General features: G+C 57.5%; 22 protein-coding genes and 1 pseudogene. 11 read left to right on the top strand and 12 right to left on the bottom strand.

Annotated features, from left to right (window positions below):
• Positions 1 to 232 precede the first annotated feature (232 nt).
• The 6 genes from QSK07_RS08500 (at position 233) to QSK07_RS08475 (ending at position 6,861) form a co-directional block, all read left to right on the top strand.
• Positions 233 to 2,605, top strand: a complete 2,373-nt coding sequence (locus QSK07_RS08500; protein WP_285721355.1) for a TonB-dependent receptor domain-containing protein — start codon at positions 233 to 235, stop codon at positions 2,603 to 2,605.
• A gap of 48 nt (positions 2,606 to 2,653) precedes the next feature.
• Complete coding sequence (locus QSK07_RS08495) at positions 2,654 to 3,685, top strand: hemin-degrading factor (protein WP_285721354.1); 1,032 nt, start codon at positions 2,654 to 2,656, stop codon at positions 3,683 to 3,685.
• A complete protein-coding gene (locus QSK07_RS08490) occupies positions 3,682 to 4,503 on the top strand; it encodes a heme/hemin ABC transporter substrate-binding protein (RefSeq protein WP_285721353.1) in 822 nt (273 codons plus the stop codon). Before QSK07_RS08495 ends, QSK07_RS08490 begins: the two co-directional genes overlap by 4 nt.
• Positions 4,496 to 5,494 carry a FecCD family ABC transporter permease gene (locus QSK07_RS08485; protein WP_285721352.1) on the top strand — a complete coding sequence of 333 codons (999 nt, stop codon included), beginning with the start codon at positions 4,496 to 4,498 and terminating at the stop codon, positions 5,492 to 5,494. Before QSK07_RS08490 ends, QSK07_RS08485 begins: the two co-directional genes overlap by 8 nt.
• On the top strand, positions 5,494 to 6,270 hold the full coding sequence (locus tag QSK07_RS08480; protein WP_285721471.1) for a heme ABC transporter ATP-binding protein: 777 nt from the start codon (positions 5,494 to 5,496) through the stop codon (positions 6,268 to 6,270). Before QSK07_RS08485 ends, QSK07_RS08480 begins: the two co-directional genes overlap by 1 nt.
• 93 nt (positions 6,271 to 6,363) lie before the next feature.
• Positions 6,364 to 6,861, top strand: a complete 498-nt coding sequence (locus tag QSK07_RS08475) for a CinA family protein (protein WP_098052410.1) — start codon at positions 6,364 to 6,366, stop codon at positions 6,859 to 6,861.
• A 31-nt stretch (positions 6,862 to 6,892) separates the two neighbouring features.
• Here the strand turns inward: QSK07_RS08475 and acuI are convergent, their stop codons facing one another.
• Positions 6,893 to 7,876, bottom strand: coding sequence for an acrylyl-CoA reductase (NADPH) (gene acuI / locus QSK07_RS08470; RefSeq protein WP_285721351.1), 984 nt, complete (start codon positions 7,874 to 7,876; stop codon positions 6,893 to 6,895).
• 563 nt (positions 7,877 to 8,439) lie between these two features.
• Here acuI and QSK07_RS08465 point away from each other — a divergent pair.
• Positions 8,440 to 10,593: an ornithine decarboxylase gene (locus QSK07_RS08465; protein WP_285721350.1), complete on the top strand. Its 2,154-nt coding sequence runs from the start codon at positions 8,440 to 8,442 to the stop codon at positions 10,591 to 10,593.
• A gap of 1,089 nt (positions 10,594 to 11,682) precedes the next feature.
• Here QSK07_RS08465 and mltC read toward each other — a convergent pair.
• From mltC to mutY, 3 genes and pseudogenes are all read right to left on the bottom strand, one after another.
• Complete coding sequence (gene mltC, locus QSK07_RS08460) at positions 11,683 to 12,762, bottom strand: membrane-bound lytic murein transglycosylase MltC (protein WP_098052413.1); 1,080 nt, start codon at positions 12,760 to 12,762, stop codon at positions 11,683 to 11,685.
• Positions 12,763 to 12,816: 54 nt separating this feature from the next.
• Entirely contained in the window at positions 12,817 to 13,089 is a 273-nt protein-coding gene (locus QSK07_RS08455; protein WP_003853409.1) for an oxidative damage protection protein, read from the bottom strand.
• Positions 13,089 to 14,175 (bottom strand): annotated as a pseudogene (mutY, locus tag QSK07_RS08450) (A/G-specific adenine glycosylase). The gene QSK07_RS08455 and the pseudogene mutY overlap by 1 nt, the downstream one beginning before the upstream one ends.
• Before the next feature lie 154 nt (positions 14,176 to 14,329).
• Between mutY and trmB the strand changes: the two are divergent.
• The 3 genes from trmB (at position 14,330) to QSK07_RS08435 (ending at position 16,157) form a co-directional block, all read left to right on the top strand.
• Positions 14,330 to 15,049 (top strand): tRNA (guanosine(46)-N7)-methyltransferase TrmB, encoded by a 720-nt coding sequence (trmB, locus tag QSK07_RS08445; protein ID WP_061063315.1) that lies wholly within the window; start codon positions 14,330 to 14,332, stop codon positions 15,047 to 15,049.
• Entirely contained in the window at positions 15,049 to 15,375 is a 327-nt protein-coding gene (locus tag QSK07_RS08440; protein WP_285721348.1) for a YggL family protein, read from the top strand. The genes trmB and QSK07_RS08440 overlap by 1 nt, the downstream gene beginning before the upstream one ends.
• Before the next feature lie 65 nt (positions 15,376 to 15,440).
• On the top strand, positions 15,441 to 16,157 hold the full coding sequence (locus QSK07_RS08435) for a YggN family protein (protein ID WP_285721347.1): 717 nt from the start codon (positions 15,441 to 15,443) through the stop codon (positions 16,155 to 16,157).
• Positions 16,158 to 16,207: 50 nt separating this feature from the next.
• Here QSK07_RS08435 and hemW read toward each other — a convergent pair whose 3' ends face one another.
• The 4 genes from hemW to QSK07_RS08415 are packed head-to-tail and all read right to left on the bottom strand — an operon-like array spanning position 16,208 to position 19,229.
• Positions 16,208 to 17,347 carry a radical SAM family heme chaperone HemW gene (gene hemW, locus QSK07_RS08430; RefSeq protein WP_285721346.1) on the bottom strand — a complete coding sequence of 380 codons (1,140 nt, stop codon included), beginning with the start codon at positions 17,345 to 17,347 and terminating at the stop codon, positions 16,208 to 16,210.
• The gene (locus tag QSK07_RS08425; RefSeq protein WP_285721345.1) at positions 17,340 to 17,933 is read right to left on the bottom strand and encodes an XTP/dITP diphosphatase; all 594 of its coding nucleotides are present in this window, start codon (positions 17,931 to 17,933) and stop codon (positions 17,340 to 17,342) included. The genes hemW and QSK07_RS08425 overlap by 8 nt, the downstream gene beginning before the upstream one ends.
• Positions 17,934 to 17,954: 21 nt before the next feature.
• Positions 17,955 to 18,509 (bottom strand): YggT family protein, encoded by a 555-nt coding sequence (locus QSK07_RS08420; protein ID WP_098052419.1) that lies wholly within the window; start codon positions 18,507 to 18,509, stop codon positions 17,955 to 17,957.
• 12 nt (positions 18,510 to 18,521) lie between these two features.
• Positions 18,522 to 19,229 (bottom strand): YggS family pyridoxal phosphate-dependent enzyme, encoded by a 708-nt coding sequence (locus tag QSK07_RS08415; RefSeq protein ID WP_285721344.1) that lies wholly within the window; start codon positions 19,227 to 19,229, stop codon positions 18,522 to 18,524.
• Between the two features lie 14 nt (positions 19,230 to 19,243).
• Between QSK07_RS08415 and QSK07_RS08410 the strand changes: the two genes are divergently transcribed.
• A complete protein-coding gene (locus QSK07_RS08410; RefSeq protein WP_285721343.1) occupies positions 19,244 to 20,239 on the top strand; it encodes a type IV pilus twitching motility protein PilT in 996 nt (331 codons plus the stop codon).
• Positions 20,240 to 20,244: 5 nt separating this feature from the next.
• Here the strand turns inward: QSK07_RS08410 and ruvX are convergent, their stop codons facing one another.
• The 4 genes from ruvX to rsmE all read right to left on the bottom strand — a co-directional run bounded on the left by ruvX (position 20,245) and on the right by rsmE (position 23,097).
• Positions 20,245 to 20,664: a Holliday junction resolvase RuvX gene (gene ruvX / locus QSK07_RS08405; protein WP_285721342.1), complete on the bottom strand. Its 420-nt coding sequence runs from the start codon at positions 20,662 to 20,664 to the stop codon at positions 20,245 to 20,247.
• Entirely contained in the window at positions 20,664 to 21,227 is a 564-nt protein-coding gene (locus tag QSK07_RS08400) for a YqgE/AlgH family protein (RefSeq protein WP_285721341.1), read from the bottom strand. Before QSK07_RS08400 ends, ruvX begins: the two co-directional genes overlap by 1 nt.
• Positions 21,228 to 21,314: 87 nt before the next feature.
• Complete coding sequence (gene gshB, locus QSK07_RS08395) at positions 21,315 to 22,259, bottom strand: glutathione synthase (protein WP_098052423.1); 945 nt, start codon at positions 22,257 to 22,259, stop codon at positions 21,315 to 21,317.
• Positions 22,260 to 22,365: 106 nt separating this feature from the next.
• Complete coding sequence (gene rsmE, locus QSK07_RS08390) at positions 22,366 to 23,097, bottom strand: 16S rRNA (uracil(1498)-N(3))-methyltransferase (RefSeq protein WP_285721340.1); 732 nt, start codon at positions 23,095 to 23,097, stop codon at positions 22,366 to 22,368.
• Between the last annotated feature and the right edge of the window lie 33 nt (positions 23,098 to 23,130).

Genomic DNA, 23,130 nt, shown 5'->3' with positions numbered 1-23,130 from the left:
TCCTTTACGTATTGATAAATGCAGATGCATTCGGGTTAACAATTTGTGCGCTGTGGTTTATGTCTTAATGTAAATAGGATTGATAATGATTATCAGTTGCATTAAATTCCCGGCGATAATGATTACACCCGCATGATGTTCTGACTTTTTACGGCTTTTATGCAGAGCCGTTTTTTTATGTTGCAGCAAGCAAGTGAGCGAATACTAACAATTAATCAGGTAATTCGCGCCTATGTCACCACGTTTTCGGAGATTGACGCAACCGCGTCTGTCTGAGCTGGCGTTGCTCGCCACCTTTATCAATACCACCTGCACCTATGCTGCGGGCAGTGAACCTGCCACGCTGACCCTTTCCGACCGCTATGGCAGCAGTGCTGAACCGGTAATGACGGTGAATGCACCGGAAATTAAACAAACGGCGGGCAGCAAAACCATCCTCTCTGCCAGCGATCTGCAGCAACGTGGCGCCACTGATTTTGGATCGATCATGCGTTATGAACCGCTGATCAGCGCCACCGGCACCAGTGGCGGTTCCTCAGCCGGTAAGAGCGGCTTTGACCGGGCCGGTTATACCGGATACAACATTCGTGGTTTAGAGAGCAACCGCGTGGGTCTTGATGTGGATGGCATTCCATTACCGCAGGCCACCGGCCGCAGCTATGTGGGACGTGCCGGTCTCGACAGCTTTGGGATTGGCCGCGATTACATTGATCCCTATATGTTTGGCCATATCGGAATTGAGAAGGGTGCCACGGCAGTGGATCAGCCGAATAACTCGATTGGCGGTAATGTCTCGTTCCGTAACAAATCCCCGGATGACTATCTGCATCCCGGTAAACGCAACTATTTCGGTTATCAAAGCGACTACGACTCTGCCAGCCGCAGCTGGCACAACGGCGTTACGGCAGCAGCAGGCGATGATACGCTGCGGGGAATCTTTGTTTACAGTCGTCGTGACGGACAACAGACCCGCAATAACAGCGACACGGTTGATGCCTATCCAGCCAACTGGCATTCCGATGCCTTTATGACCTCGGGTATCTGGCAGCCCAATGATCTTCATAAGCTCAGCGCGACTTTAGATTATTACCATAAAACTAACCACAGCCATTACGACAGCTGGAGCTCGTCCGGCAATACGGTCCTGGGAACGGCGCAGCAGCAGAGCGATACCCGACGCTGGGGCATCAGCCTGGCGGATGAGTACACGCCTTACAATGACCTGATCGACAGTCTGACAACCCGCGTTTACTGGCAGCAAACCCAGGCACATGACAACACCTTTATGCCGTCGAGCGCCACCGCCAGGCAAACCGTCTACTCCGACTACAACAGCGACAGTTACGGTTTTGACACCCGTGCGCTTAAAAACATCGGACGACATGAACTGAGCGCCGGGCTGAATGCGCGTCTGATGGATACCGAACGGCCTTTCCGCCAGTCGCCTGCGGCGAGCGCCACCAGCGTGATCATGCAACCGCAGGCTAACAGCCGCAGTTATACGGTTGGCGGTTATCTGCATGATACCATCAGCTTCGATGCTGACGGACACCGTGCGGCTATCGTACCGGGCGTGCGTGTGGCGTACCAGAACACCCGCCCACGCGATGTGGCGACACTGACGACTAACAGCAGTGTACTCGACGCCAGCGAAGTCTCCGCGCTCTACGGTTCGCCAAACAGCGACACCCAGGTGTTGCCGTCGATCGCCTTCCAGTACGATCTGACCCCGGCATTGATGACTTATCTGCAATATACCCGTGGCGCGCAGTTCCCCAACGACTCCCAGCTCTATGGCTCATGGAACCTTGGTTCCAGCTATGCCGGTCCCGCGCAGTATGCGCTGATTGGCAATGCCGATCTGAAGACCGAAACCAGCAACAACTACGAATGGGGCATAAAAGGCCAGGTTGCGGAGGGCGTGACGCTTAATGCTGCCGCGTTCTATAACGACTACAAAAACTTCATCGCCTTTACCCGCTACAGTCGGACGGCCAATCCGGGTAAGTTCGTCAATGTACCCAGCAACATCTATACCACCTATCAGGCGGAGAACCGCGACAAAGCCTATATCTACGGGGCTGAAATCAGTAGCAAAGTGAACTTCGGCAACTGGTTCAGCGAGGTCGAGGGGTTGAGCGCCAATCTGGCGTTTGGTTATACCCAGGGTGCAGCGAAGTCGAGCTATCTGGGTGACCGCTACGTCGACCTGGAGAGCGTTGCGCCGATGAAAGCGATTGTCGGACTCGCCTGGGATGATGAGGCGCGCGGCTATGGTGCTGCCGTCACCGCCACGTTTGTTAAAGGTAAGAAAGCCAGCGCCACTAATCGCAACAGCTTTACCAACACCGGCAACAGCCTGACTGACTCCAGCACCGATTACATGCGGGTGCCAGGTTATGGCCTGGTGGATATGACCGCCTACTGGCGTGTTACGCACAACGTCAGGTTAAGCGGCGGACTTTACAACATAACCGACCGTAAATACCGGGATTACCTCAGCAGCCGTCAGCTGACCAGCGCCACCCAACAGAATCGTAACGATCAGGCACTGGCCGTAATGCCGGGGCGTACTTTCCAGTTAGGTGTTAATGTCGATTTTTAATCACCGCCGCCCTGCGCTGATGCAGGGCGTGACTATGAGAACCGAACCATGAACCCGATTTATCAGCACTATCTCGCCCTGAAGAGCGAACATCCGAAGAAATATGCCCGCGATCTGGCCACGCTGATCGGTATCAGCGAAGCGGAACTGTGTGAAGCGCGTATCGGCGTTGATGCCGTGGCGCTGAAACACGATTTCCCGGCGCTGCTGAAGGCGCTGGGCGCGGTCGGCGAGACCAAAAGTATTACCCGTAATGCTTATGCGGTGCATGAGCATCTGGGCGAATATCAGAATGTGCAGCTCGGCGCACATGGTGGCCTGGTGCTGAATCCCCGTGCGCTCGACCTGCGTCTGTTTGTCGGACAGTGGTTCAGCGCCTTTGCCCTGCAGGAGTCGGGCGCACAGGGCGTACGTCACAGCATTCAGATCTTTGATCGTCACGGCGATGCGGTGCTGAAAATCTATGTGACTGAGCAGACCCATATGGCGGCATGGCACGCGTTAATCGCCGACTTCACTGATGCCGCTGCGATGACGCTGGAAGTTGAGCCGGTGGCTGCTGCCACCCTGCCGGAAGGGATTGATGCCACCGCGATTGACCGTGAATGGCGCGCCATGACCGATGTTCATCAGTTTTTTGCCCTGCTGAAGCGTTATCAGGCCTCACGGCCGCAGGCGTTCCGCGCAGTGGGTGAGGATCTCGCCTGGCAGACCGGCAACGATGCACTTGAGCGCGTCTTACAGATGGCACAGCAGGCGGGCAACGAGATTATGATTTTTGTCGGCAACCGTGGCTGTACCCAGATTTTCACCGGCAAAGTAGAGAAGCTGGTACCCATGGATAACTGGCTCAACGTCTTCAATCCCCGCTTCACGCTGCACCTTATGGCGGACCAGATCAGCGAAAGCTGGGTCACACGCAAGCCCACCGGCGATGGCTTTGTGACCAGCCTGGAACTGTTCGCCGCTGACGGCACGCAGATCGCCCAGCTTTATGGACAGCGTACGGAAGGCACGCCAGAACAGGCCTGCTGGCGTGAGCAGGTGAACGCACTCCGTACGGCAGGAGCAGCGGCATGAGACACCTGAGTCTGTTGTGGCTGCTGCTGACGCTGCCCTCACTGGCCGCGGAGCGGGTAGTGTCGATTGGGGGGGACGTCACCCGGATTATCTACGCGCTGGATGCGCAGTCACAGCTGGTCGCGCGCGACAGCACCAGCCTGCGTCCGGCGCAGGCTGCCCGGCTGCCGGACGTGGGCTATATGCGCCAGCTCAATGCTGAAGGTATCCTGGCGCTGAAGCCCACGCTGGTGCTCGCCAGCGCGCAGGCAAAGCCGTCGCTGGTACTGCAACAGATTGCCCGCGCGGGCGTCAGGGTGGTGACGGTCAGTGGCGACAACAGTCTGCAGGCGATCCCGCAGAAAATTATCACGGTGGGTCAGGCGCTGCAGCGTGAAAGCGAGGCGCAGGCCCTGGCGCAGCAAATAACGCAGCAGATTCGCCAGTTGCCGCAGCAATCGCTGCCGGTGAAGGTGCTTTACATCATGGCAAACAGCGGCATGAAAACGATGGCGGCCGGAAATCAGACCGCCGCCGACAGCGCCATTCGCAGCGCCGGACTGGAGAATGCCATGGGTTCGGTGCCGCACTATCAGGCGCTGTCGCAGGAAGGCGTGATCGCCGCCGCGCCTGATCTGGTGGTGATCGGCGAGGATGGCCTGAAAACCCTGGGCGGTGAAGCACAGCTGTGGCAGTTACCAGGCCTGGCGCTGACGCCAGCCGGACAGCAGCACCGTCTGCTGATCATTGATACCCAGGCGCTGCTGGGATTTGGCCTTGATACGCCGCAGGCAATAGTGAAATTGCGTCAGGCTGCGGAATCGCTGAACCATGATTAATGGCAATGCGTTACGGGGTCTGACGCTGATGCTGATTTTCCTGCTGGTGGCGATGGTAGTGGCAGCGAATCTGGGGGCGATGTCGCTGTCGGTGCGGGCGCTATGGCAGGCACCGCTCAGCGATCTCATCTGGCAGATCTGGCTGAATATCCGCCTGCCGCGCGTGCTGCTGGCGGTGGCGATCGGGATGGCACTGGCGGTCTCTGGCGCGGTGATGCAGGGTGTTTTCCGTAACCCGCTGGCCGATCCCGGCCTGCTGGGTATCAGCAGCGGCGCGGGGCTGGCGGTCGCGCTGGCAATCGTTATTCCGCTGGCGTTACCACCCCAGCTGACACTGTGGCTACCGATGATCGCCGCCTTTATCGGCAGCCTGCTGGTCACGCTACTGATCTTCAGTTTCAGTCGGCTGGCAGACGGCAATCTCTCCCGACTGTTGCTGGTCGGCATTGCGATTAATGCGCTCTGCGGCGCGGCGGTCGGCGTGCTGTCGTGGCTGAGCGATGACCAGCAACTGCGTCAGCTGTCACTGTGGGGGATGGGCAGCCTCAGCCAGGCGCAGTGGCCTGCGCTGCTCATCTGCCTGCTGCTGATTCTGCCTGCGTTGCTGCTGTTACAGAGCCGTGCCCGCCACCTCAATCTGCTTCAGGCAGGTGAAGAGGATGCGCACTACATGGGGATTGATGTGAAGCGTACCCAGCATCAGCTGCTGATCCTCAGTGCGCTGCTGGTCGGCACGGCGGTCTCGGTCAGTGGCGTGATCGGCTTCGTTGGATTAGTGGTGCCGCATGTGATGCGCTTTTGTCTTGGCAGCGATCATCGCTGGCTGCTGCCCGGTTCAGCGCTGGCGGGCGCGATTCTGCTGCTGCTGGCCGATACGCTGTCGCGCACTCTTGTGGTGCCGGCAGAGATGCCGGTCGGACTGCTGACCAGCCTGATTGGCGGCCCCTGGTTTCTCTGGCTGATCCTGCGTCAGCAGCGAGGATTTGAATGATGGAAATGTTAAAGGCGACGGGACTCTGTCTGGCGCGCGACGGCAGAACCGTTATCGATAATCTTGACGTTACGCTGTCAGGTGGAGAGCGGGTGGCGCTCATCGGGCCTAACGGCGCGGGTAAATCAACACTGTTGCGGATGCTGACCGGATTTTTAGCGCCCGATCGGGGTGAGTGCCGGCTGGGCGATCGTGTGTTGTCAGCATGGCCGCGTGAGCAGCTGGCGCGACGCCGGGCCGTGATGCGGCAGCAAAACAACCTGACTTTTCCCCAGTCGGCGCATTCGGTAGTGGCGATGGGACGTGCGCCGTGGCCTGAGAAGCAGACGTCGCAGATTGTGGCTGAAGTCATGCAACTGACCGGCTGTGATTCGCTGGCGCAGCGCGATTACCGCCAGCTCTCCGGCGGTGAACAGCAGCGGGTGCAGCTGGCGCGGGTGCTGGCGCAGCTCTGGCAGGAGGGAAGACCGCGCGGCTGGCTGTTTCTGGATGAGCCGACCTCGGCGCTGGATCTCTTCTGGCAACAGCAGACTCTGCGTCTATTACGCCAGCTGACGCGCACGGGTGATCTCACCATCTGCACCGTGTTACATGACCTTAATCTGGCGTCATTATGGGCCGATCGCATACTGCTGCTGCACGCGGGCAGACTGGTGGCTCAGGGTTCACCGCAGACGGTCATGACTGAAAAGACGCTGACGCGCTGGTATCAGGCTGATTTGCAGGTGGTGGCACATGCAGAGAGTGGGAAACCACATATCCAGCTGCGGGTTTAGACCATTTCGCTTTAAAAACATTGCCTTGCGTGCTTTTAATCACTGATTTTGCGCTATACCTTGTGTTCAGGACAGAAGACTCAGGAGACCATAATGGCAAAATCATTAGATCAAACCGCTGAGCAACTGGGTAACATTTTACGCTCATCCGGACTTCATCTGACGACTGCCGAATCCTGTACCGCGGGGCTGATCAGCATGACGCTGGCCGCGGTGGAAAGCAGCGGCGACTTCTATACCAGCGGCTTCGTGACCTACAGCGAAAATGCCAAAATCCGCCTGCTGGGGGTGTATTCTGACACGCTGAAACAGCACACGGCGGTGAGCGAGCAGACGGCGCGTGAAATGGTACAGGGAGCCTGCGCCCGTTCAGGCGAACCGGTGGGGTTATCGATTACCGGCTATGCCGGACCCGATGGTGGCGAAGATGGCACGCCAGCGGGCACTATCTGGTTTGGCTGGGTATTGCCGGACGGCAGGGACGAGGCGGAGTGCCATCAGTTCAGCGGCGATCCGAAATCCGTGATGGAGCAGGGCACGCAGTTCGCGCTGGAAGGGTTGATCAAACGGCTGCAGCGAACCAGTCGATAACGGCGCGCGGTACGCGCCTTATAAACGCGGGTTAGCGGCAGTCGACAATCAGACGACCCTGTACGCTGCCATCCAGCAATGCCTGCGCACCTTCTCTGGCTTCACTCAGCGGGATCACCCGGCTCAGTTTGCTGAGCCGATCGCTATCCAGCAGCTCACCGAGCCGCTGCCACGCCTGCTGACGAAGCGGCTTCGGACACATCACGCTGTCGACACCCGCCAGCGTGATCCCACGCAAGATAAAAGGCGCAACGCTGGCTGGCAGGTCGAGTCCCTGCGCCATACCGCAGGCAGCCACTACCCCGTCACGCTGAATACCGGCCAGCACGTTCGCCAGAGTGTGACTGCCGACGCTGTCTATCGCGGCGGCCCAGCGCTCTTTTGCCAGCGGTTTACCGGGTTGGGACAGTTCTTCGCGATCAATCAGCGATGCCGCGCCCAGCGTATCGATAAGATATGCATGGTCGCTGGCGCGACCGCTGGAGGCGATCACCTGATAACCCAGACGCGCCAGAAGGCTGACGCTATAGCTGCCGACGCCGCCACTGGCACCGGTCACCAGCACCGGTCCGCGTTCAGGTGTGATGCCCTGTTTTTCCAGCGCCATGACGCAGAGCATCGCGGTCAGACCTGCTGTGCCGATGGCCATAGTTTGCAGCGGGCTAAGAGAAGCGGGCACGCGCACCAGCCAGTCGCCACTGATGCTGGCTTTCTGCGCCAGGCCTCCCCACTGTTTTTCGCCTGCGCCCCAGCCTGTCAGCAGCGCTACATCATCCTCTTTCCAGTCGGGATGGCGGCTGGCCGTCACCCGGCCAACAAAATCGATACCTGGCACCATCGGAAACTGGCGCACAATCGGGCCTTTATTGCAGATAGCCAGGGCATCTTTATAGTTCAGGGATGAGTAGCTGACCTCGAGCGTGACATCGTAGTCGGGCAGCTGGGATTCGGGGAGATCTTTCAGCAGGGAACGGTAACCTTGTTCGTCATTTTCAATGACCAGTGCCTTGAACATGCAGCCTCCGGCAGAGTGGGAATAAGAGGGTAAGTTTACGCCCGCGAGTGGCAATGCGATAGGGCAATGGCCGCCTCTTCGGTTTTAGGAGGCAACAGGAAGAAAAAAGTGCCCTGACAGCGCTAGCGAGCCACATGCATAAATCTGCATATAATTCATATAATTAGTCGTATTATGAATTTTTTAGGATAAATAAATCATAAAAATCATGTTGTTATCTTTTTATTGCGTGACTGAATAATTGCCTGGGTCGGGTTGTTCGTGCATAAAAAAGATGACATTATGACCGCCACTTTATGACCCTGCTTGTTCACCACAGAGGACGTCGCCATGTCCGGTTCACCGCGCACCTGCCCGGATTACCGTTCGCGTTTTCCGGCGCTCACCGGGTTTTCCTCTTTTCCGCACTCTCCGTTATTCACCATGCGGTGAGGCCAGCCAGGCAGTGGCTGTGGGTCTGGTTGCCACACTGCACTATGCCTTCTGACGCTTAATTATTCGCCGGGGCGCTGTCCCCATACTTGTGCTTCTGGCACGTCCTCCCTGACGTTAGGGATCCTGTTATGACTCCACTGAAAATTGCTGCCAGCGCCGCTGTCGCGCCCAGCCTGACCCTGAACACCGCGCGTGACGTAGTGACGCTGGATAATACCGACTTTACGGATGTGGCGGCGGTCGTCGTCTCGCTGGCGGATACCCGCAGCGGCGTGCTGGCGCTGCTGCGTCACTCCGGTTTTAATCTGCCGGTGTTTGTCGCGAATGCGTTTGAAGAAGAGGTGATGCACCTTCCCGGCGTCAGCGGTGAGCTGAATGGCGAGCCGCAGGAGTGGCTTGCGCTGGAAGCAGCTGCGCAGGCATATGAAGCGGCGCTGCTGCCACCCTTCTTTGAGACGCTGACCCGCTATGTCGATATGCAGAACAGCACCTTTGCCTGTCCCGGACATCAGGGCGGCGCGTTCTTCAAAAAGCATCCGGCAGGCAAACAGTTTTATGACTTCTATGGCGAGAATGTTTTCCGCTCTGATATGTGCAACGCCGACGTCAAACTGGGCGATCTGCTGATCCACGAAGGCTCGGCTAAAGATGCGCAGAAGTATGCGGCAAAGGTGTTTAACGCCGACAAAACCTACTTTGTGCTCAACGGCACTTCAAGCGCCAATAAAGTGGTGACCAATGCACTGCTGACCCGCGGCGATCTGGTGCTGTTTGACCGTAACAATCACAAGTCGAACCATCATGGCGCGCTGATTCAGGCGGGCGCAACGCCGGTTTATCTTGAAGCAGCACGTAACCCGTTCGGCTTTATTGGCGGTATTGACGCGCACTGCTTTGATGAGGCTTATCTGCGTGAGCAGATCGTAGCGGTAGCGCCGCAGCGGGCGGAAGAGGCACGGCCTTTCCGTCTGGCGATTATCCAGCTCGGCACCTACGATGGCACGGTCTATAACGCCCGCCAGGTGGTGGATCGCATCGGTCATCTGTGTGATTACATCCTGTTTGATTCCGCGTGGCTCGGTTATGAGCAGTTCATTCCGCTAATGGAATGCTGTTCGCCGCTGACCCTGGAGCTGAATGAAAACGATCCCGGCATTTTTGTCACCCAGTCCGTGCATAAGCAGCTGGCCGGTTTTTCGCAGACTTCGCAGATCCACAAAAAAGATAATCACATTCGCGGACAGCGGCGCTTCTGCCCGCACAAGCGTCTGAATAACGCCTTTATGCTGCACGCTTCCACCAGTCCGTTTTATCCGCTTTTTGCCGCACTGGATATCAACGCCAGAATGCATCAGGGTGAAGCGGGGCGTCGCATGTGGGATGAGTGCGTCACGCTGGGCATTGAGGCGCGTAAAGCGATCCTCGATCGCTGTGAAATGATCCTGCCGTTTGTGCCGGAAAAGGTAGATGGCCAGCGCTGGCAGGATGCACCTGTTGAGACGATCGCCCGCGATCTGCGTTATTTCAGCTTTGAACCGCAGGCGAAGTGGCACGGTTTCGCCGGTTACGCGCGCGATCAGTATCGGGTCGATCCCTGCAAGCTGCTGCTGACCACGGCAGGGATCGATGCGGCAAGCGGGGAATACAGTGATTTCGGGATCCCGGCAACCATTCTGGCTAACTACCTGCGTGAGAACGGCATCGTGCCGGAGAAATGCGATCTCAACTCGATCCTGTTTCTGCTGACTCCGGCTGAGAGCCCGGAGAAGATGGCGAATCTGGTGGCGATGCTGGCGCAGTTTGAGCAGCACGTTAAAGAGGATGCGCCGCTGGCCGAAGTGCTGCCGACGATTTATCGCAAAAACGCCGAACGTTATGCCGGGTATACCCTGCGTCGCCTCTGTCAGGAGATGCATGACCTTTACGTCAGTCATAACGTGAAGGATCTGCAGCGCCTGATGTTCCGCGCCGCGGAGTTCCCGCCGGTCAGCGTGAATCCGCAGGATGCACATCAGGCTTATATTCGCGGCGAAGTGGAGCTGGTACCTATCGCCGAGGCCGCAGGCCGGGTTGCTGCGGAAGGCGCGCTGCCTTATCCACCGGGCGTGCTGTGCGTCGTTCCAGGCGAAGTCTGGGGCGGTGCGGTGCAGCGTTACTTCCTGGCGCTGGAAGAGGGGCTTAATCTGCTGCCCGGCTTCTCGCCGGAGCTGCAGGGCGTTTACACCGAAGAGGATGAGAAGGGACAGAAGTATCTGGTGGCCAATATGATGGTGGGGCGCTGATCTGAGCGGGTGCAGAGGCGGGTAGCGGCCCACCGGCCTTTTGTTCGCTGCGCGAACGGGCTATGAGAGGGGTTTCGTTCGTCTGGCGGCGGGGCACGCTTTGCAGCGGGCTGGCTATGAGAAGGTTTCGCTTTGCAGCGGGCTTGCTATGAGAAGATTTCGCTTACAGCGGGCTGGCACTGAGAAGGTTACGCCCGCCAGGCGGTAGGGAGTTTCAGGTCGCCCGTGCAGGCGGACGCGTCAAGGGGCGTACGCCCGCCCCTTAACAATCCCGGCGTCCGGCTGCCTGCGCGCCCCGCTTTGCGGGGTACCCTCGTCACGCCCTGCGGCCGACGGACCGTCCGGACGCGCCATCCCTGGCGCTAACCGTCCTTTCACCGACGTCCTGTCGGCTCATCCTGGCCTCCGGTTGTTCCTCAGCGCTCCGGACGCCTCGGGTAAACCCCCGTCTGTGATTTCTTTGTGTTAACTGTAGTGCTGTGCCGTCTGCTGGATTGAAAGCCAAAGCCAATCCCGGAAACGTAAAGCGATAAAGTATCCAACACAGAAAGAAGAGATAACAGCAGGGGGGTAGGGAGGCCGTCAGAACCGCTGAGCGGATGAGGGATTTCAGGACGAGCGACAGGGATGTCGCGAAGAGGCGGGTTCGCGCCAGGGATGGCGCGTCCTGCCGGTCCGTGAGAAATCCGGAATAAGCGAAGGAACCGCGAAGCGGCGGTGAAGCAGGCCGGAGCCGGGGGTCAAGGGGCGCGGCGACTGGCGCCCCTTGTCGGTCGCCTGCAGAGGCGAGTCTGAAACTGCCCAACTGATCAGGCGAACGAAACCCCTCTCAGCGCCCGTTCGTGCAGCGACCACTCAAGCTCAGGCGAACGAAACCCCTCTCAGCGCCCGTTCGCGCAGCGACCACTCAAGCTCAGGCGAACGAAACCCCTCTCAGCGCCCGTTCGCGCAGCGACCACTCAAGCTCAGGCGAACGAAACCCCTCTCAGAGTCCGTTCGCGCAGCGAACACTTTCAGCGTCAGCCCGCTGCAAAGCGAACCTCAAGCCCCGTTCGCTCAGCGAACAACCCCCCGCTTCAGCGGCTCCGATCAGAATCCCCGATAACTCTTCTGAGCCGTGCTCACCTTATACAGATAACGGCGCGACTCCGCCGACGGATGCTGATTCGCCAGGGTTGAATAGACCCTGCTGGGTGACATGCCGTTAATCATCGAGAACGCCCGATCTTTATCGCTGGAGAAGACGCGCAGCACGCTGCCTGCACCACCGTTATAGGCGGTGATCACTGCATAGCGGCGTGACAGCGGATCCTGAATGCCGCCCAGATAGCTGCGTTGCAACAGCGACAGATAAGCTGTACCGGCATCGATATTGTTTTCCGGATCCAGCAGATAGCTACGGCTCGGCTTGCCCCATTTACCTTTCATGCGGAACACGTCAACACCGGCGGTATGCTGCACAACCTGCATCAGACCCAGCGCATCAGAATGGCTTACGGCGTAGGGGTTGAAGCTCGACTCGGTCTGCATAATCGCCAGGATCAACGACGCGTCGACACCATACTGTTCGGCGGCTTTACGCACCATCGGCAGGTATTTGTGCGCACGCTTGTCCAGGTGGTTCGGCACCATCGGAATCGAAATAGAGTAAATCACATGCAGACCCGAGGTGCGGCGCATCAATTTATTCTGAATCAGATAGTCAGCAAAGGCTTCCGCGCGACCCTGCCAGCGAATTGGCTGACCGGTGTTATCCAGTACCTGACCATAGAGCAGCGGCTCTTTACTGATCTCGATGTCGTTAGCGTCAGAATAGAGATCGACATTACCCGGATCTTCACCAATCAACAGCGTGGTCACGATAGCCTGACGCAGACTGGCCATCGGATCGGTGCCAGAAATCGTCTCGATGGTCAGTTTACCGCTTTCAAAGTTGATGTGGCTGCGGGTGTAATAGTTGTCGCTATATTTGACGTAATCTTTCGGTCCGGCGATCAGGACTTCATTGATACCCCAGATATTCTCAATATTGTGAGCAAACTGGCCCATCAGAATATCAAAGCCATTGGTGTCTTTAACCCACTCCTCGTGGGATTGCTGATTCTTTGACCCGGAACAGGAAACCAAAAGTGGTGCTATCACCAGCAGGGCGATTAATTTTTTATTCATTGGGAATGCAAGCCTGACCTGGATAACCGGCCTCAGTGATGAGGTCCGGAATGTTTACGCTTCTGGCGGTGTATAGCCTTCGATATGAACGTCTTTGCCTTCGAAGAGGAAATTGATCATTTCCTTCTCCAGCACCTTACGATCTTCGGGATTCATCATGTTGAGCTTCTTCTCGTTGATCAACATGGTCTGTTTCGCCATCCACTTCTGCCAGGCTTCTTTGGAGATGTCGTTGTAAATACGCTTACCCAGGTCGCCCGGATAGAGCTGAAAATCCTGACCTTCTGCGTCGCGCTGTAAAAAAGTACAAAAAATAGTGCGGCTCATTACTTTTCCTCATTAATCTCACAACTGTCCAAAGCCAGTTGTCGGGGGATGGCGCAGCTCGTGTAACAGGCGCTCAACGGGTGCAGCTAATCCCACAGATGGTGGCAGCGCTAAGTTATACCAGAGACCGCCTGCTTCATCCATCGCCGCCCCGGCAGAAGGCCACGACAGCCACATTGGCACGATATCGAGATGGAAATGACTGAAGGTGTGACGAAACGCGGTAAGCTGCTGTGGTCTGGCAGGGATGCCCCGCGCTGCAAGCCAGTCATTTAGCGCCGCTTCGGTGGTGAACTGCGGGAAGCAGAACAGGCCGCCCCACAGGCCCACAGGCGGGCGCTGCTCCAGCCAGACATCATCGCCATCCTGCATCATCAGGAACCAGCCGCTGCGCTCCGGCAGTACCTGCTTAGGCTTCTTACCGGGATAGCTCGCCCAGCTGTTGCTGGCGAACGCCTCACACCCGCTGTTCAGCGGACAGATTTCGCACTTCGGCTTTGATCGGGTACAGACAATCGCACCCAGATCCATCATCGCCTGATTAAACTGGCTGACGCCCTCGGCGGGTGTGACCTCTTCGCTGATCTGCCAGAGCCGTTTCCCGACCTCTTTTTTACCCGGCCAGCCGCTGACGGCATAGCAGCGGGCCAGCACACGCTTGACGTTGCCATCCAGAATCGGGAAATGCTGACCCAGCGACAGCGACAGGATCGCGCCCGCCGTGGAGCGGCCAACGCCGGGCAGGGCAGAAACATCATCGAAATTACGCGGGAATTCGCCCCGGTGAACCTCGACAATCTGCTTTGCCGCTTTGTGCAGATTACGCGCACGGGCGTAGTAGCCAAGTCCGGTCCAGAGATGTAGCACCTCATCCAGCGGTGCCGCAGCCAGATCGGTGACCGTGGGGAAGCGCGCCATGAAGCGTTCAAAATAGGGAATAACCGTGGCAACCTGGGTTTGCTGTAGCATCACTTCGGAGAGCCACACCTTATAAGGCGTTTTCTCCAGCTGCCACGGCAGGGTTTTGCGACCAAAGCGCTGATACCAGTCCAGCACCTGTTGCGCGAACTGCGGCGCTTGCATCATAAGAAGGAAATTTTCCGTGTTTACTCTACACTCAGGCAGGAATTCCAGCACATGCGCACCTGGGTGTAAACCGGAAGATTGCAAAGGCTTGCTTCTGCTTATGAACTTTGCATAATGCCCGTTTCCCGGAACAGGCTAACCAGCAGGCTTTTACATGATTAATGACGTCATCACCCCAGAATTTGATGAGAACGGGCGGCCATTGCGCCGGATCCGCAGCTTTGTGCGCCGCCAGGGTCGCTTAACCAAAGGCCAGCAGCAGGCGCTGGATACCCTGTGGCCGGTCATGGGGGTGGAATATCAGCCTGAGCCTGTCGATCTGCCCGCGTTGTTTGGTCGCGAAGCTCCGGTCACGCTGGAGATTGGCTTTGGCATGGGCGCATCGCTGGTGACCATGGCGCAGAACACGCCGCATCAGAACTTTTTGGGTATTGAAGTGCATGCGCCGGGCGTGGGTGCCTGTCTGGCCGCCGCCAAAGACGCCGATGTACAGAACCTGCGGGTGATGTGCCACGACGCCGTGGAAGTGCTGGAGAAAATGATTCCGGATAACTCGCTGCGCATGGTTCAGCTGTTCTTCCCCGATCCGTGGCATAAAGCGCGTCACAATAAACGCCGTATCGTCCAGGTGCCGTTCGCCGAACTGGTGATGCGTAAACTGAAGCTGGGCGGCGTTTTCCATATGGCGACCGACTGGGAAGCCTACGCGGAGCATATGCTGGAAGTGATGAACAGCATCGGTGGCTATCGCAACCAGTCAGAGCAACAGAATTATGTGCCGCGTCCTGAGACGCGTCCACTGACCAAGTTTGAGCAGCGCGGGCAGCGTTTAGGCCACGGCGTATGGGATTTAATGTTTGAGAGGGTGAAATAATGGCCACACAACGCAGCCGCCGTTTACGTAAAAAACTGCACATCGATGAGTTTCAGGAACTGGGCTTCTCCGTTGCCTGGCGCTTCCCGGAAGGCACCAGCGAAAGTGAAATTGACGAGACGCTGAACCAGTTCATCAATGAAGCGATCGATCCTAACGGCCTGGCCTTTGATGGCAGCGGCTACCTGGTGTGGGAAGGTCTGGTTTGCCTGCAGAAGACCGGCAAATGCACCGATGAGCATCGCGTGCTGGTCCGCAAATGGCTGGAAGACCGCAAGCTGCAGGATGTGCAGATGACGGAACTCTTTGACGTCTGGTGGGACTAAGTCGTCACACAGTGTCGGGCTGCGGCCCGATCGGAAGGTTTCAGACCCGATCTTAGGGAGTAGATATGATGCGTAAAGCGCTTCTTGCTGTGCTGCTGGTGGCAGCAACTCAGGCTCAGGCAGCCTACGAATGCAGCGTTAAGCCGCAGGACGATGTGGTGATTAAGCCGCAGAGCGTGCAGGTGGTCGGTGCCAGTGGCAATATGGAAATCTCGCCGCAGGGCGACGTGCAGTTCAATGGCCAGAACGTTTCGCTGGATATCGCTGAACGTCAGAAAGCGATCGACTATCAGAACGCGCTGCGTCGCGATTTGCCGTGGATCGACAGCGGAGCGACATCCCGCCTGGAGAAAGGACGTGCGGCACTGGATCGGGTCATCGTTGAAAAACTGGGCACCGACAGCAACGTGCGTAACCGCCTGACCACGCTGAATGGCCAGCTCAAACAGCAGATGAACCGCATCATTGAACACCGTGAAGACGGTCTGACGTTCCACCATCAGGCGATTGATCAGGTTCGTGCCGAAGGTGAAAGGCTGGTGCAGTCCACGCTGGGCGGCGTGATGCAGGATAGTCTGAATGAGATGGGCAGTAAGCAGGGCAGTGGTGGCAGTAACCCGCTGCAGGCGATTATGGGCAATCTGGGCGGTCTGCAACAGTCGATTCAGGCTGAATGGAGCAAGCAGGAGCAGGATTTCCAGAACTTCGGTCACGAAGTGTGTAATCGCGTTATTTCGCTGGAAGATCAGCGTAAACAGCTTACCGGCGCACTGAAAAAATAAGTTAACGCCTCAGCCTGCCGGGCTGAGGCGCTTTTTTTACCCTTTCACGCTTACTCTTCCGCTAAAAACAGCTCCAGCAGTGAATTCAGGAACAGCTTTCCTTTCTCCGTAATCTGCCACTGCTCAGCGGTTTCAGTCACGTAACCGGTGACAATCGCGGCATCCATCCGTTGACGGATCACCTCTTCTGACAAACCGGTGTAGCGGCTGAACTCGTCGCGCGGCGCGGCTTCCAGCAGGCGAAAGCGGTTCATGAAATATTCAAACGGCTTGTCGCTATCGGCAACCTCATACTGCTTTTCGCGGTAGTTACCCTGCATGAAGCCACGCGGATGACGGGTTTTCACCGTACGGACAATGCGGCCATCCGGTTGCGTCAGCTTGCCGTGTGCGCCACAGCCAATCCCCAGATAGTCGCCAAAGCGCCAGTAGTTGAGGTTGTGTTCACAGCGATATCCCGGCTTCGCGTAGGCGGAGGTCTCATACTGCTGATAACCGGCAGCCTGCAGCAGCCGATCGCCCTGTTCAAAAATATCCCACAATGCATCATCATCCGGCAGCACCGGCGGGCGTGAGCCAAACAGGGTGTTGGGTTCGATGGTGAGCTGATACCAGGAGAGATGCGGCGGATTCAGCGCAATCGCCTGACGTAAATCATCGAGCGCCTCTTCCAGCGACTGATCCGGCAGGCCATGCATCAGGTCGAGGTTAAAGCTGCGCAGCGACAGCGACTCTGCCAGTTCGGCGGCGCGGACGGCCTCTTCCGGGCCATGAATACGGCCCAGACGCTGCAGCTTTTGCGGACTGAAACTCTGTACACCAATCGAAATACGGTTGATACCGGCACGCTGATAGGCGCTGAACCGGTCAGCTTCCACGGTACCAGGATTGGCTTCCATGGTTACTTCCGCATCAGGGGCGAGCGTCAGACGCGCCCGCACGCCATCCATCAGCATGTGCATCGCACTGCTGCTCAGCAGGCTGGGCGTGCCGCCACCAATGAAAATCGTGCGCACTTCCCGGCCACTGATCAGCGGCAGGTCGATCTCCAGATCGCGCAGCAGGTGCTGCACGTATTCAACGTGCGGCACCTCATCTTTCAGCGCATGGGAGTTAAAATCACAGTAGGGACACTTCTGTACGCACCACGGAATGTGGATGTAGAGACTTAACGGCGGCAGATTAGGCATTACGCATCGCTTCCAGCAACAGCGTCAATGCTTTACCCCGGTGAGAAACTGCACCTTTTTCCACTTTGCTCAGCCCGGCCGCGGTTTTACCCAGCGCCGGGACAAAGAAAATCGGGTCATAACCAAAGCCACCAGCGCCAGAGGCTGAGCGGGCGATCTCACCCTGCCAGCTGCCGTGGAACACCAGCGGCGTCGGGTCTTCCGCATGACGCAGATAGACCAGCACGCAGTGGAACTGCGCCTGGCGCTGACCGTCAGGCACGTTTTCCAGCGCCTGCAGCAGCTTCTCCAGGTTCTGCTGATCGCTGGCCTCATCACCCGCGTAGCGCGCCGAATAGATGCCAGGCGCGCCGCCCAGCGCATCCACGGCCAGACCGGAGTCATCGGCGATGGCCGGTAATCCGGTGATCTGTGCCGCGTGACGCGCTTTGAGAATCGCGTTCTCAATGAAGGTCAGGCCGGTCTCTTCGGCTGATTCAACCCCAAGGTCAGTCTGCGCGACGATATCCAGACCAAAGGCGGAGAGTAACTCCGCCAGTTCACGCACTTTGCCGGGGTTGCCGGTTGCGAGCACAACTTTTTGCATAACAGTTCCAGTTTGATCCATTTACAGCAGATACCAGAGACCCGGGAACAGGTCCATGCCGAGAAAGTTCAGGGCATACAGCACCAGGATGACGATCATCGCAGAGAAATCGATGCCGCCCATCGCAGGCAGAATACGGCGAACAGGCGCCATCATTGGCTCGGTTAACTGCACCAGCAGATAATCGACGGGGCCGCGACCCTGGCTGATCCAGCTCATCAGAGAGCGAATAATGATGACCCAGAAGACCAGATAGCCAGCGGATTTCAACAGCGACAGCAGACCGACCAGGAGATTGGTTGGGTCCACCGAGAACACGCCCACCTGAATCAGCAGCAGAATCGGGTATTTCAGCGTGGTCAGCACAAAGGCCAGCAGCAGCGAGGCGGTATCAATCGGCCCCAGAGCTGGTAGTATGCGGCGCAGTGGCTTAACTATCGGCTGTGTCACTTTTACGACAAACTGCGCCACTGGATTGTAAAAATCGCAGCGGGACCACTGCATCCAGATGCGTAACAGCAGCACCATGACGTAGAGATCGATCAGCGTTTTTACTAAAAACGTCAGTGTTAACATGAAGTTCCTCTGTTATTGTTGTGAGTTGTGCGCATAATCTCGTGCGCCAAAAATGGCGGTGCCGATACGCACCATCGTACTGCCTGCGGCGATTGCCGCCTCCATGTCATCGCTCATTCCCAGCGAAAGCGTATCTATACCAGAATCGTGCTGTTGCAGCTGCCGGAAGGCTTCCGCCATCTGCTGACACACCGCCAGCTGCCGGGAGTAATGACTCTCCGCTGCCGGAATCGCCATCAATCCCCGCAGCCGCAGTTGCGGCAGGGCAGCGATTTGCTCCGCCAGCCCGGAAACGGCCTCCAGCATGATGCCAGATTTGCTGTTCTCGTCACTGATATTTACCTGAATTAACACATTCAGCGGTGGCAGCGAGGCGGGCCGCTGATCGTTAAGCCGCTGCGCAATGCGCTGGCGGTCAATGGTGTGACACCAGGCGAAATGTTCTGCCACCAGACGGCTTTTGTTGGACTGCAACGGGCCGATGAAGTGCCATGCCAGTTCAGGATGTGCGGCCAGTGCCTGAACCTTTTCAACCCCTTCCTGGACGTAATTTTCACCGAAGGCAATCTGGCCGGCGGCAAAGGCTTCTTCGACCGCGCTCGCAGGTTTGGTTTTACTGACTGCAAGCAGGGTAATTTCTTCCGGAGCGCGGCCGCAACGCGCGGCAGCGGCGGCGATTCGCTGTCGCACTTGCTGTAGGTTCTGCTGGATTGAAGTCATAGTCAGGAGAAATTATGAATCTGGATGAAATGGTGGGGCTTAGTGTAAAGCATAATGCCGCCGATCTGCACCTTTGCAGCGGACATTTGCCCTACTGGCGGCGGCAGGGAAGGCTGGAGGTGATTCCGCAGCAGGGCCTGCTTTCTGCCGCCTGGATGGCAGAGTTTATGACCCGCTGGCTCAGTGACCTGCAGCGTCAGCAGCTGGAGTGTGCAGGGCAGCTCGATTTCGCCCTGAGCCTGACCTGCGGCCAGCGTCTGCGTGCCAATCTGTTCATGCAGCGCAACGGACTGTCCCTGGCGCTGCGCATTATCGCCACGGCGTGCCCGACGCTGGAGACCCTGCAGTTGCCTGCCATTGTGCCGACGCTGCTGGAGCAGCAGGATGGCCTGATTCTGGTAACCGGTGCGACCGGCAGCGGTAAATCGACCACGCTGGCGGCGCTGGTCGATGCGCTGAACCGTCAGCAGGCGCGCCACATCATTACGCTGGAAGACCCGATTGAATTTATCCATCACAGCCAGCAGTCGCTGATTCAGCAGCGCGAAATCGGCCTGCACTGCGATTCGTTCTCGCTGGGGATAAAGGCGGCGCTGCGTGAAGATCCCGACGTCATCCTGCTGGGCGAACTGCGCGACAGCGACACCATCCGTCAGGCGCTGACGGCGGCAGAGACTGGTCATCTGGTACTGGCGACGCTGCACACCCGCGGCGCAGCGCAGGCGGTGGATCGGCTGGTGGATGTCTTTCCGGCGGAGGAGAAGCAACTGGTGCGTACGCAGCTGGCGGGCAGCCTGAAAGCAGTGATTGCGCAGCGGCTGGTGCCTTCAATTGCCGAATCGCGCATCGGACTGTTTGAAGTGCTGATCGCCACGCCGGGCATCACTAATCTGATTCGGGAAGGCAAGATGCACCAGATCCCTGCGCTGCTGCAGACCGGCGCGCAGGCCGGTATGCAGACGTTTGAGCAGAGCCGGCTGGCACGTCAGGCCGCCGGTCTGATTGAGTAAGCAGATCAGTCATGGTTTTCGAACCAGTCCTGCAAAATGATGGCCGCGGACTGTGAATCGACCGACCCTTTATTAAGCGCGCGATAGCCGCCGCGTTCAAACAGGCCAGCACGAGCTTCAACCGTGCTGAGTCGTTCATCCTGCAGCTCTACCCGGATGCCAAAGCGACCGTGCAGGCGGTTGGCAAATTTACGCGCGCGATCGGTCAGCGGCTGCTCGGTGCCATCCATATTCAGCGGCAGGCCAACGACCACGAAATCGGGCTGCCACTCTTTCAGCAGCTTTTCAATCACCTGCCAGTCCGGGATGCCATCCTGCGCTTTAATCGCGGTCAGCGGACGGGCGCTGCCCGTGAGTTCCTGACCTACAGCGACACCAATACTTTTGGTGCCAAAGTCAAAACCTAACAGAGTCTGAGTTGACATCAGGCGTGTCCCGCGTCGCTGGCCATGTTGTGAATATCGACGCCAATACTGCGCGCCGCTTCGCGCCAGCGCTCTGAAATCGGCGTCTGGAACAGGATGTTGCTGTTAGCTGGCGTGGTCAGCCAGGCATTTTCCATCAGCTCATTTTCCAGCTGATCTTTTTCCCAGGCACAATAGCCCAGCGCGACCAGCACATTGGTGGGCTGAGACGCGGTGCCGATCGACTCCAGCACGTCACGGGATGTGGTGATAATCGTGTTATCTGAGACACGGATGCTGGAGGTAAACGTGCGTTGTGCTGAGTGCAGGATAAAGCCACGATCTTCTGCCAGAGGACCGCCGGTAAACACCGGTTTATCCAGCCTGATGGCCGGATCGCGATCGGCAGCAGAGATTTTCAGCTTCTTCAGAATGCCTTCAACCGTCAGGTTTTCCATGGGTTTATTGATGATCAGTCCCATTGCACCCTCTTCGTTATGTTCGCAGAGATAGACCACGGAACGCTTGAAGAAAGGATCCTGCAATGAAGGCATGGCAATCAAAAAGTGATGTTGTAAATTCATTCTCACACGATGTACCAAAAAAATAACCGGCACGCGACAACCGCACCGGTATTGGGTTGATCACGGAGCCACGCCCCGGCTTCTTGCTCAGCCCAGGCGCTTCTCAATGGCATCCATCAACATGCCGGTGATGGAGATCGGGAACGCAGCCTCGATTTCACGAATGCAGGTTGGGCTGGTCACGTTAACTTCAGTCAGTTTATCACCGATGATGTCGAGACCGACAAAAATCAGTCCTTTTGCTTTCAGTGTCGGGCCAACACGGCGCGCAATTTCCCAGTCGCTTTCGCTCAGCGGACGCGCTTCACCGCGACCACCGGCGGCGAGGTTGCCACGCGTTTCACCGCCCTGCGGGATACGTGCCAGGCAGTAAGGCACCGGTTCGCCATCCACAACCAGCACGCGTTTGTCGCCCTCTTTGATCGCCGCAATGTAGTTCTGCGCCATGCAGAAACGGCTCTCATGCTCGGTCAGGGTTTCGGTAATCACACCAAAGTTAGGATCGTCTTTCTTCACGCGGAAGATAGACGCGCCACCCATGCCATCCAGCGGCTTCATAATGATGTCGCCATGCTCCTGCCAGAAGTCACGCAGCTGCGCTTTGCTGCGGGTCACCAGGGTGTCAGGCGTAAACTCGGCAAACCAGGCGGTGTAGAGCTTTTCGTTGCAGTCACGCAGGCTCTGTGGTTTGTTCACGATCAGCGTGCCCAGCTCTTCTGCGCGCTCCAGAATGTAGGTCGCATAGATGAACTCGGTGTCGAATGGCGGATCTTTGCGCATCAGCACCACGTTCAGGTCAGCCAGCGGGATCACCTGCTCGCTGCCGAACTGATACCAGTTGTCAGGGTTCTGCTCGACGGTCAGCAGACGAGTGCGGGCAGACGCCACGCCACCGCGCATGGAGAGATCGTGCATCTCCATGTAGTGAATTTCGTAACCACGGCGCTGTGCTTCCAGCAGCATAGCGAAGCTGGAATCTTTTTTAATATTGATGGACGAAATAGGGTCCATCACGATGCCAAGTTTAATCATTATTATCTCCTCGGTGAGGCGGCATTTACCGCCTCGTCTGATTCGGTCTGCAGTGGGCCGATCGGTCAGGACATCATGCCTGCGCTCTTTCCGTTGAAAGTATCGCTTAACCCAGGTCGCCAAACCTCACCTGAAGTGCCGTAATGGCCGTCAGCGCAGTGGTTTCGGTTCGCAATACCCGTGGGCCAAGCAGAATGTCAGTAAAATCGTGCTGCGCCGTCATCGCAATCTCGTCCGCAGACAAACCGCCTTCAGGACCAATCAGCAGTCGTACCCGCTCAACAGGCTGTGGCAGCGTGTTGATGCTGTGGCTGGCGCGCGGATGCAGGTTGAGCTTCAGACCGCTGTCAGTCTCTGCACACCAGGCTTCCAGCGTCATCGCTTCACGAATCTCCGGCACGCGATTACGGCCGCACTGCTCGCAGGCGGCAATAGCAATTTTCTGCCACTGCTGGATCTTCTTCGCCAGACGTTCAGCATCAAGCTTTACGCCACAGCGCTCGGAAAACAAAGGTGTAATGACATTCACGCCCAGTTCGATCGATTTCTGGATAGTGAATTCCATTTTTTCACCGCGTGACATCACCTGACCTAAATGCAGATGCAATGGTGACTCACGATCGTCCGGCTGGCTCTCTGTGACCGATACTTTTACACGCTTTTTATCAACATGCGTGATCTCTGCTGCAAAAGTCAGATTAGTGCCATCAAAGAGTTCCAGACGCTGACCTGCCGTCATCCGGAGTACCCGGCCCACATGATTGGATGCATCTTCATCCAGGGTAATTTCACTGCCGATGTCTAAGGCTTCGGCGTGATAGATGCGAGGTATGCGCATAAGGTTCCTGAAACCGGACGCCGCGCTGCAGCG

The organism is Pantoea sp. QMID4, from assembly GCF_030270445.1.
GTDB classification, from domain to species: domain Bacteria; phylum Pseudomonadota; class Gammaproteobacteria; order Enterobacterales; family Enterobacteriaceae; genus Pantoea; species Pantoea vagans.
Note: the sequence above shows the minus strand (reverse complement) of the source record. Positions and strands in the feature narration are given on the sequence as shown.

What these genes read in the sequence shown, in the direction of transcription:
- QSK07_RS08420 (WP_098052419.1), bottom strand. Translation starts at nt 18,509, where the DNA reads ATGTTAACACTGACGTTTTTAGTAAAAACGCTGATCGATCTCTACGTC.
- QSK07_RS08475 (WP_098052410.1), top strand. Translation starts at nt 6,364, where the DNA reads ATGGCAAAATCATTAGATCAAACCGCTGAGCAACTGGGTAACATTTTA.
- gshB (WP_098052423.1), bottom strand. Translation starts at nt 22,259, where the DNA reads ATGATTAAACTTGGCATCGTGATGGACCCTATTTCGTCCATCAATATT.
- QSK07_RS08500 (WP_285721355.1), top strand. Translation starts at nt 233, where the DNA reads ATGTCACCACGTTTTCGGAGATTGACGCAACCGCGTCTGTCTGAGCTG.
- QSK07_RS08410 (WP_285721343.1), top strand. Translation starts at nt 19,244, where the DNA reads ATGAATCTGGATGAAATGGTGGGGCTTAGTGTAAAGCATAATGCCGCC.
- trmB (WP_061063315.1), top strand. Translation starts at nt 14,330, where the DNA reads ATGATTAATGACGTCATCACCCCAGAATTTGATGAGAACGGGCGGCCA.
- QSK07_RS08465 (WP_285721350.1), top strand. Translation starts at nt 8,440, where the DNA reads ATGACTCCACTGAAAATTGCTGCCAGCGCCGCTGTCGCGCCCAGCCTG.
- QSK07_RS08435 (WP_285721347.1), top strand. Translation starts at nt 15,441, where the DNA reads ATGATGCGTAAAGCGCTTCTTGCTGTGCTGCTGGTGGCAGCAACTCAG.
- QSK07_RS08440 (WP_285721348.1), top strand. Translation starts at nt 15,049, where the DNA reads ATGGCCACACAACGCAGCCGCCGTTTACGTAAAAAACTGCACATCGAT.
- acuI (WP_285721351.1), bottom strand. Translation starts at nt 7,876, where the DNA reads ATGTTCAAGGCACTGGTCATTGAAAATGACGAACAAGGTTACCGTTCC.
- QSK07_RS08455 (WP_003853409.1), bottom strand. Translation starts at nt 13,089, where the DNA reads ATGAGCCGCACTATTTTTTGTACTTTTTTACAGCGCGACGCAGAAGGT.
- QSK07_RS08425 (WP_285721345.1), bottom strand. Translation starts at nt 17,933, where the DNA reads ATGCAAAAAGTTGTGCTCGCAACCGGCAACCCCGGCAAAGTGCGTGAA.
- QSK07_RS08490 (WP_285721353.1), top strand. Translation starts at nt 3,682, where the DNA reads ATGAGACACCTGAGTCTGTTGTGGCTGCTGCTGACGCTGCCCTCACTG.
- rsmE (WP_285721340.1), bottom strand. Translation starts at nt 23,097, where the DNA reads ATGCGCATACCTCGCATCTATCACGCCGAAGCCTTAGACATCGGCAGT.
- QSK07_RS08400 (WP_285721341.1), bottom strand. Translation starts at nt 21,227, where the DNA reads ATGAATTTACAACATCACTTTTTGATTGCCATGCCTTCATTGCAGGAT.
- QSK07_RS08415 (WP_285721344.1), bottom strand. Translation starts at nt 19,229, where the DNA reads ATGACTTCAATCCAGCAGAACCTACAGCAAGTGCGACAGCGAATCGCC.
- mltC (WP_098052413.1), bottom strand. Translation starts at nt 12,762, where the DNA reads ATGAATAAAAAATTAATCGCCCTGCTGGTGATAGCACCACTTTTGGTT.
- hemW (WP_285721346.1), bottom strand. Translation starts at nt 17,347, where the DNA reads ATGCCTAATCTGCCGCCGTTAAGTCTCTACATCCACATTCCGTGGTGC.
- ruvX (WP_285721342.1), bottom strand. Translation starts at nt 20,664, where the DNA reads ATGTCAACTCAGACTCTGTTAGGTTTTGACTTTGGCACCAAAAGTATT.
- QSK07_RS08495 (WP_285721354.1), top strand. Translation starts at nt 2,654, where the DNA reads ATGAACCCGATTTATCAGCACTATCTCGCCCTGAAGAGCGAACATCCG.
- QSK07_RS08485 (WP_285721352.1), top strand. Translation starts at nt 4,496, where the DNA reads ATGATTAATGGCAATGCGTTACGGGGTCTGACGCTGATGCTGATTTTC.
- QSK07_RS08480 (WP_285721471.1), top strand. Translation starts at nt 5,494, where the DNA reads ATGGAAATGTTAAAGGCGACGGGACTCTGTCTGGCGCGCGACGGCAGA.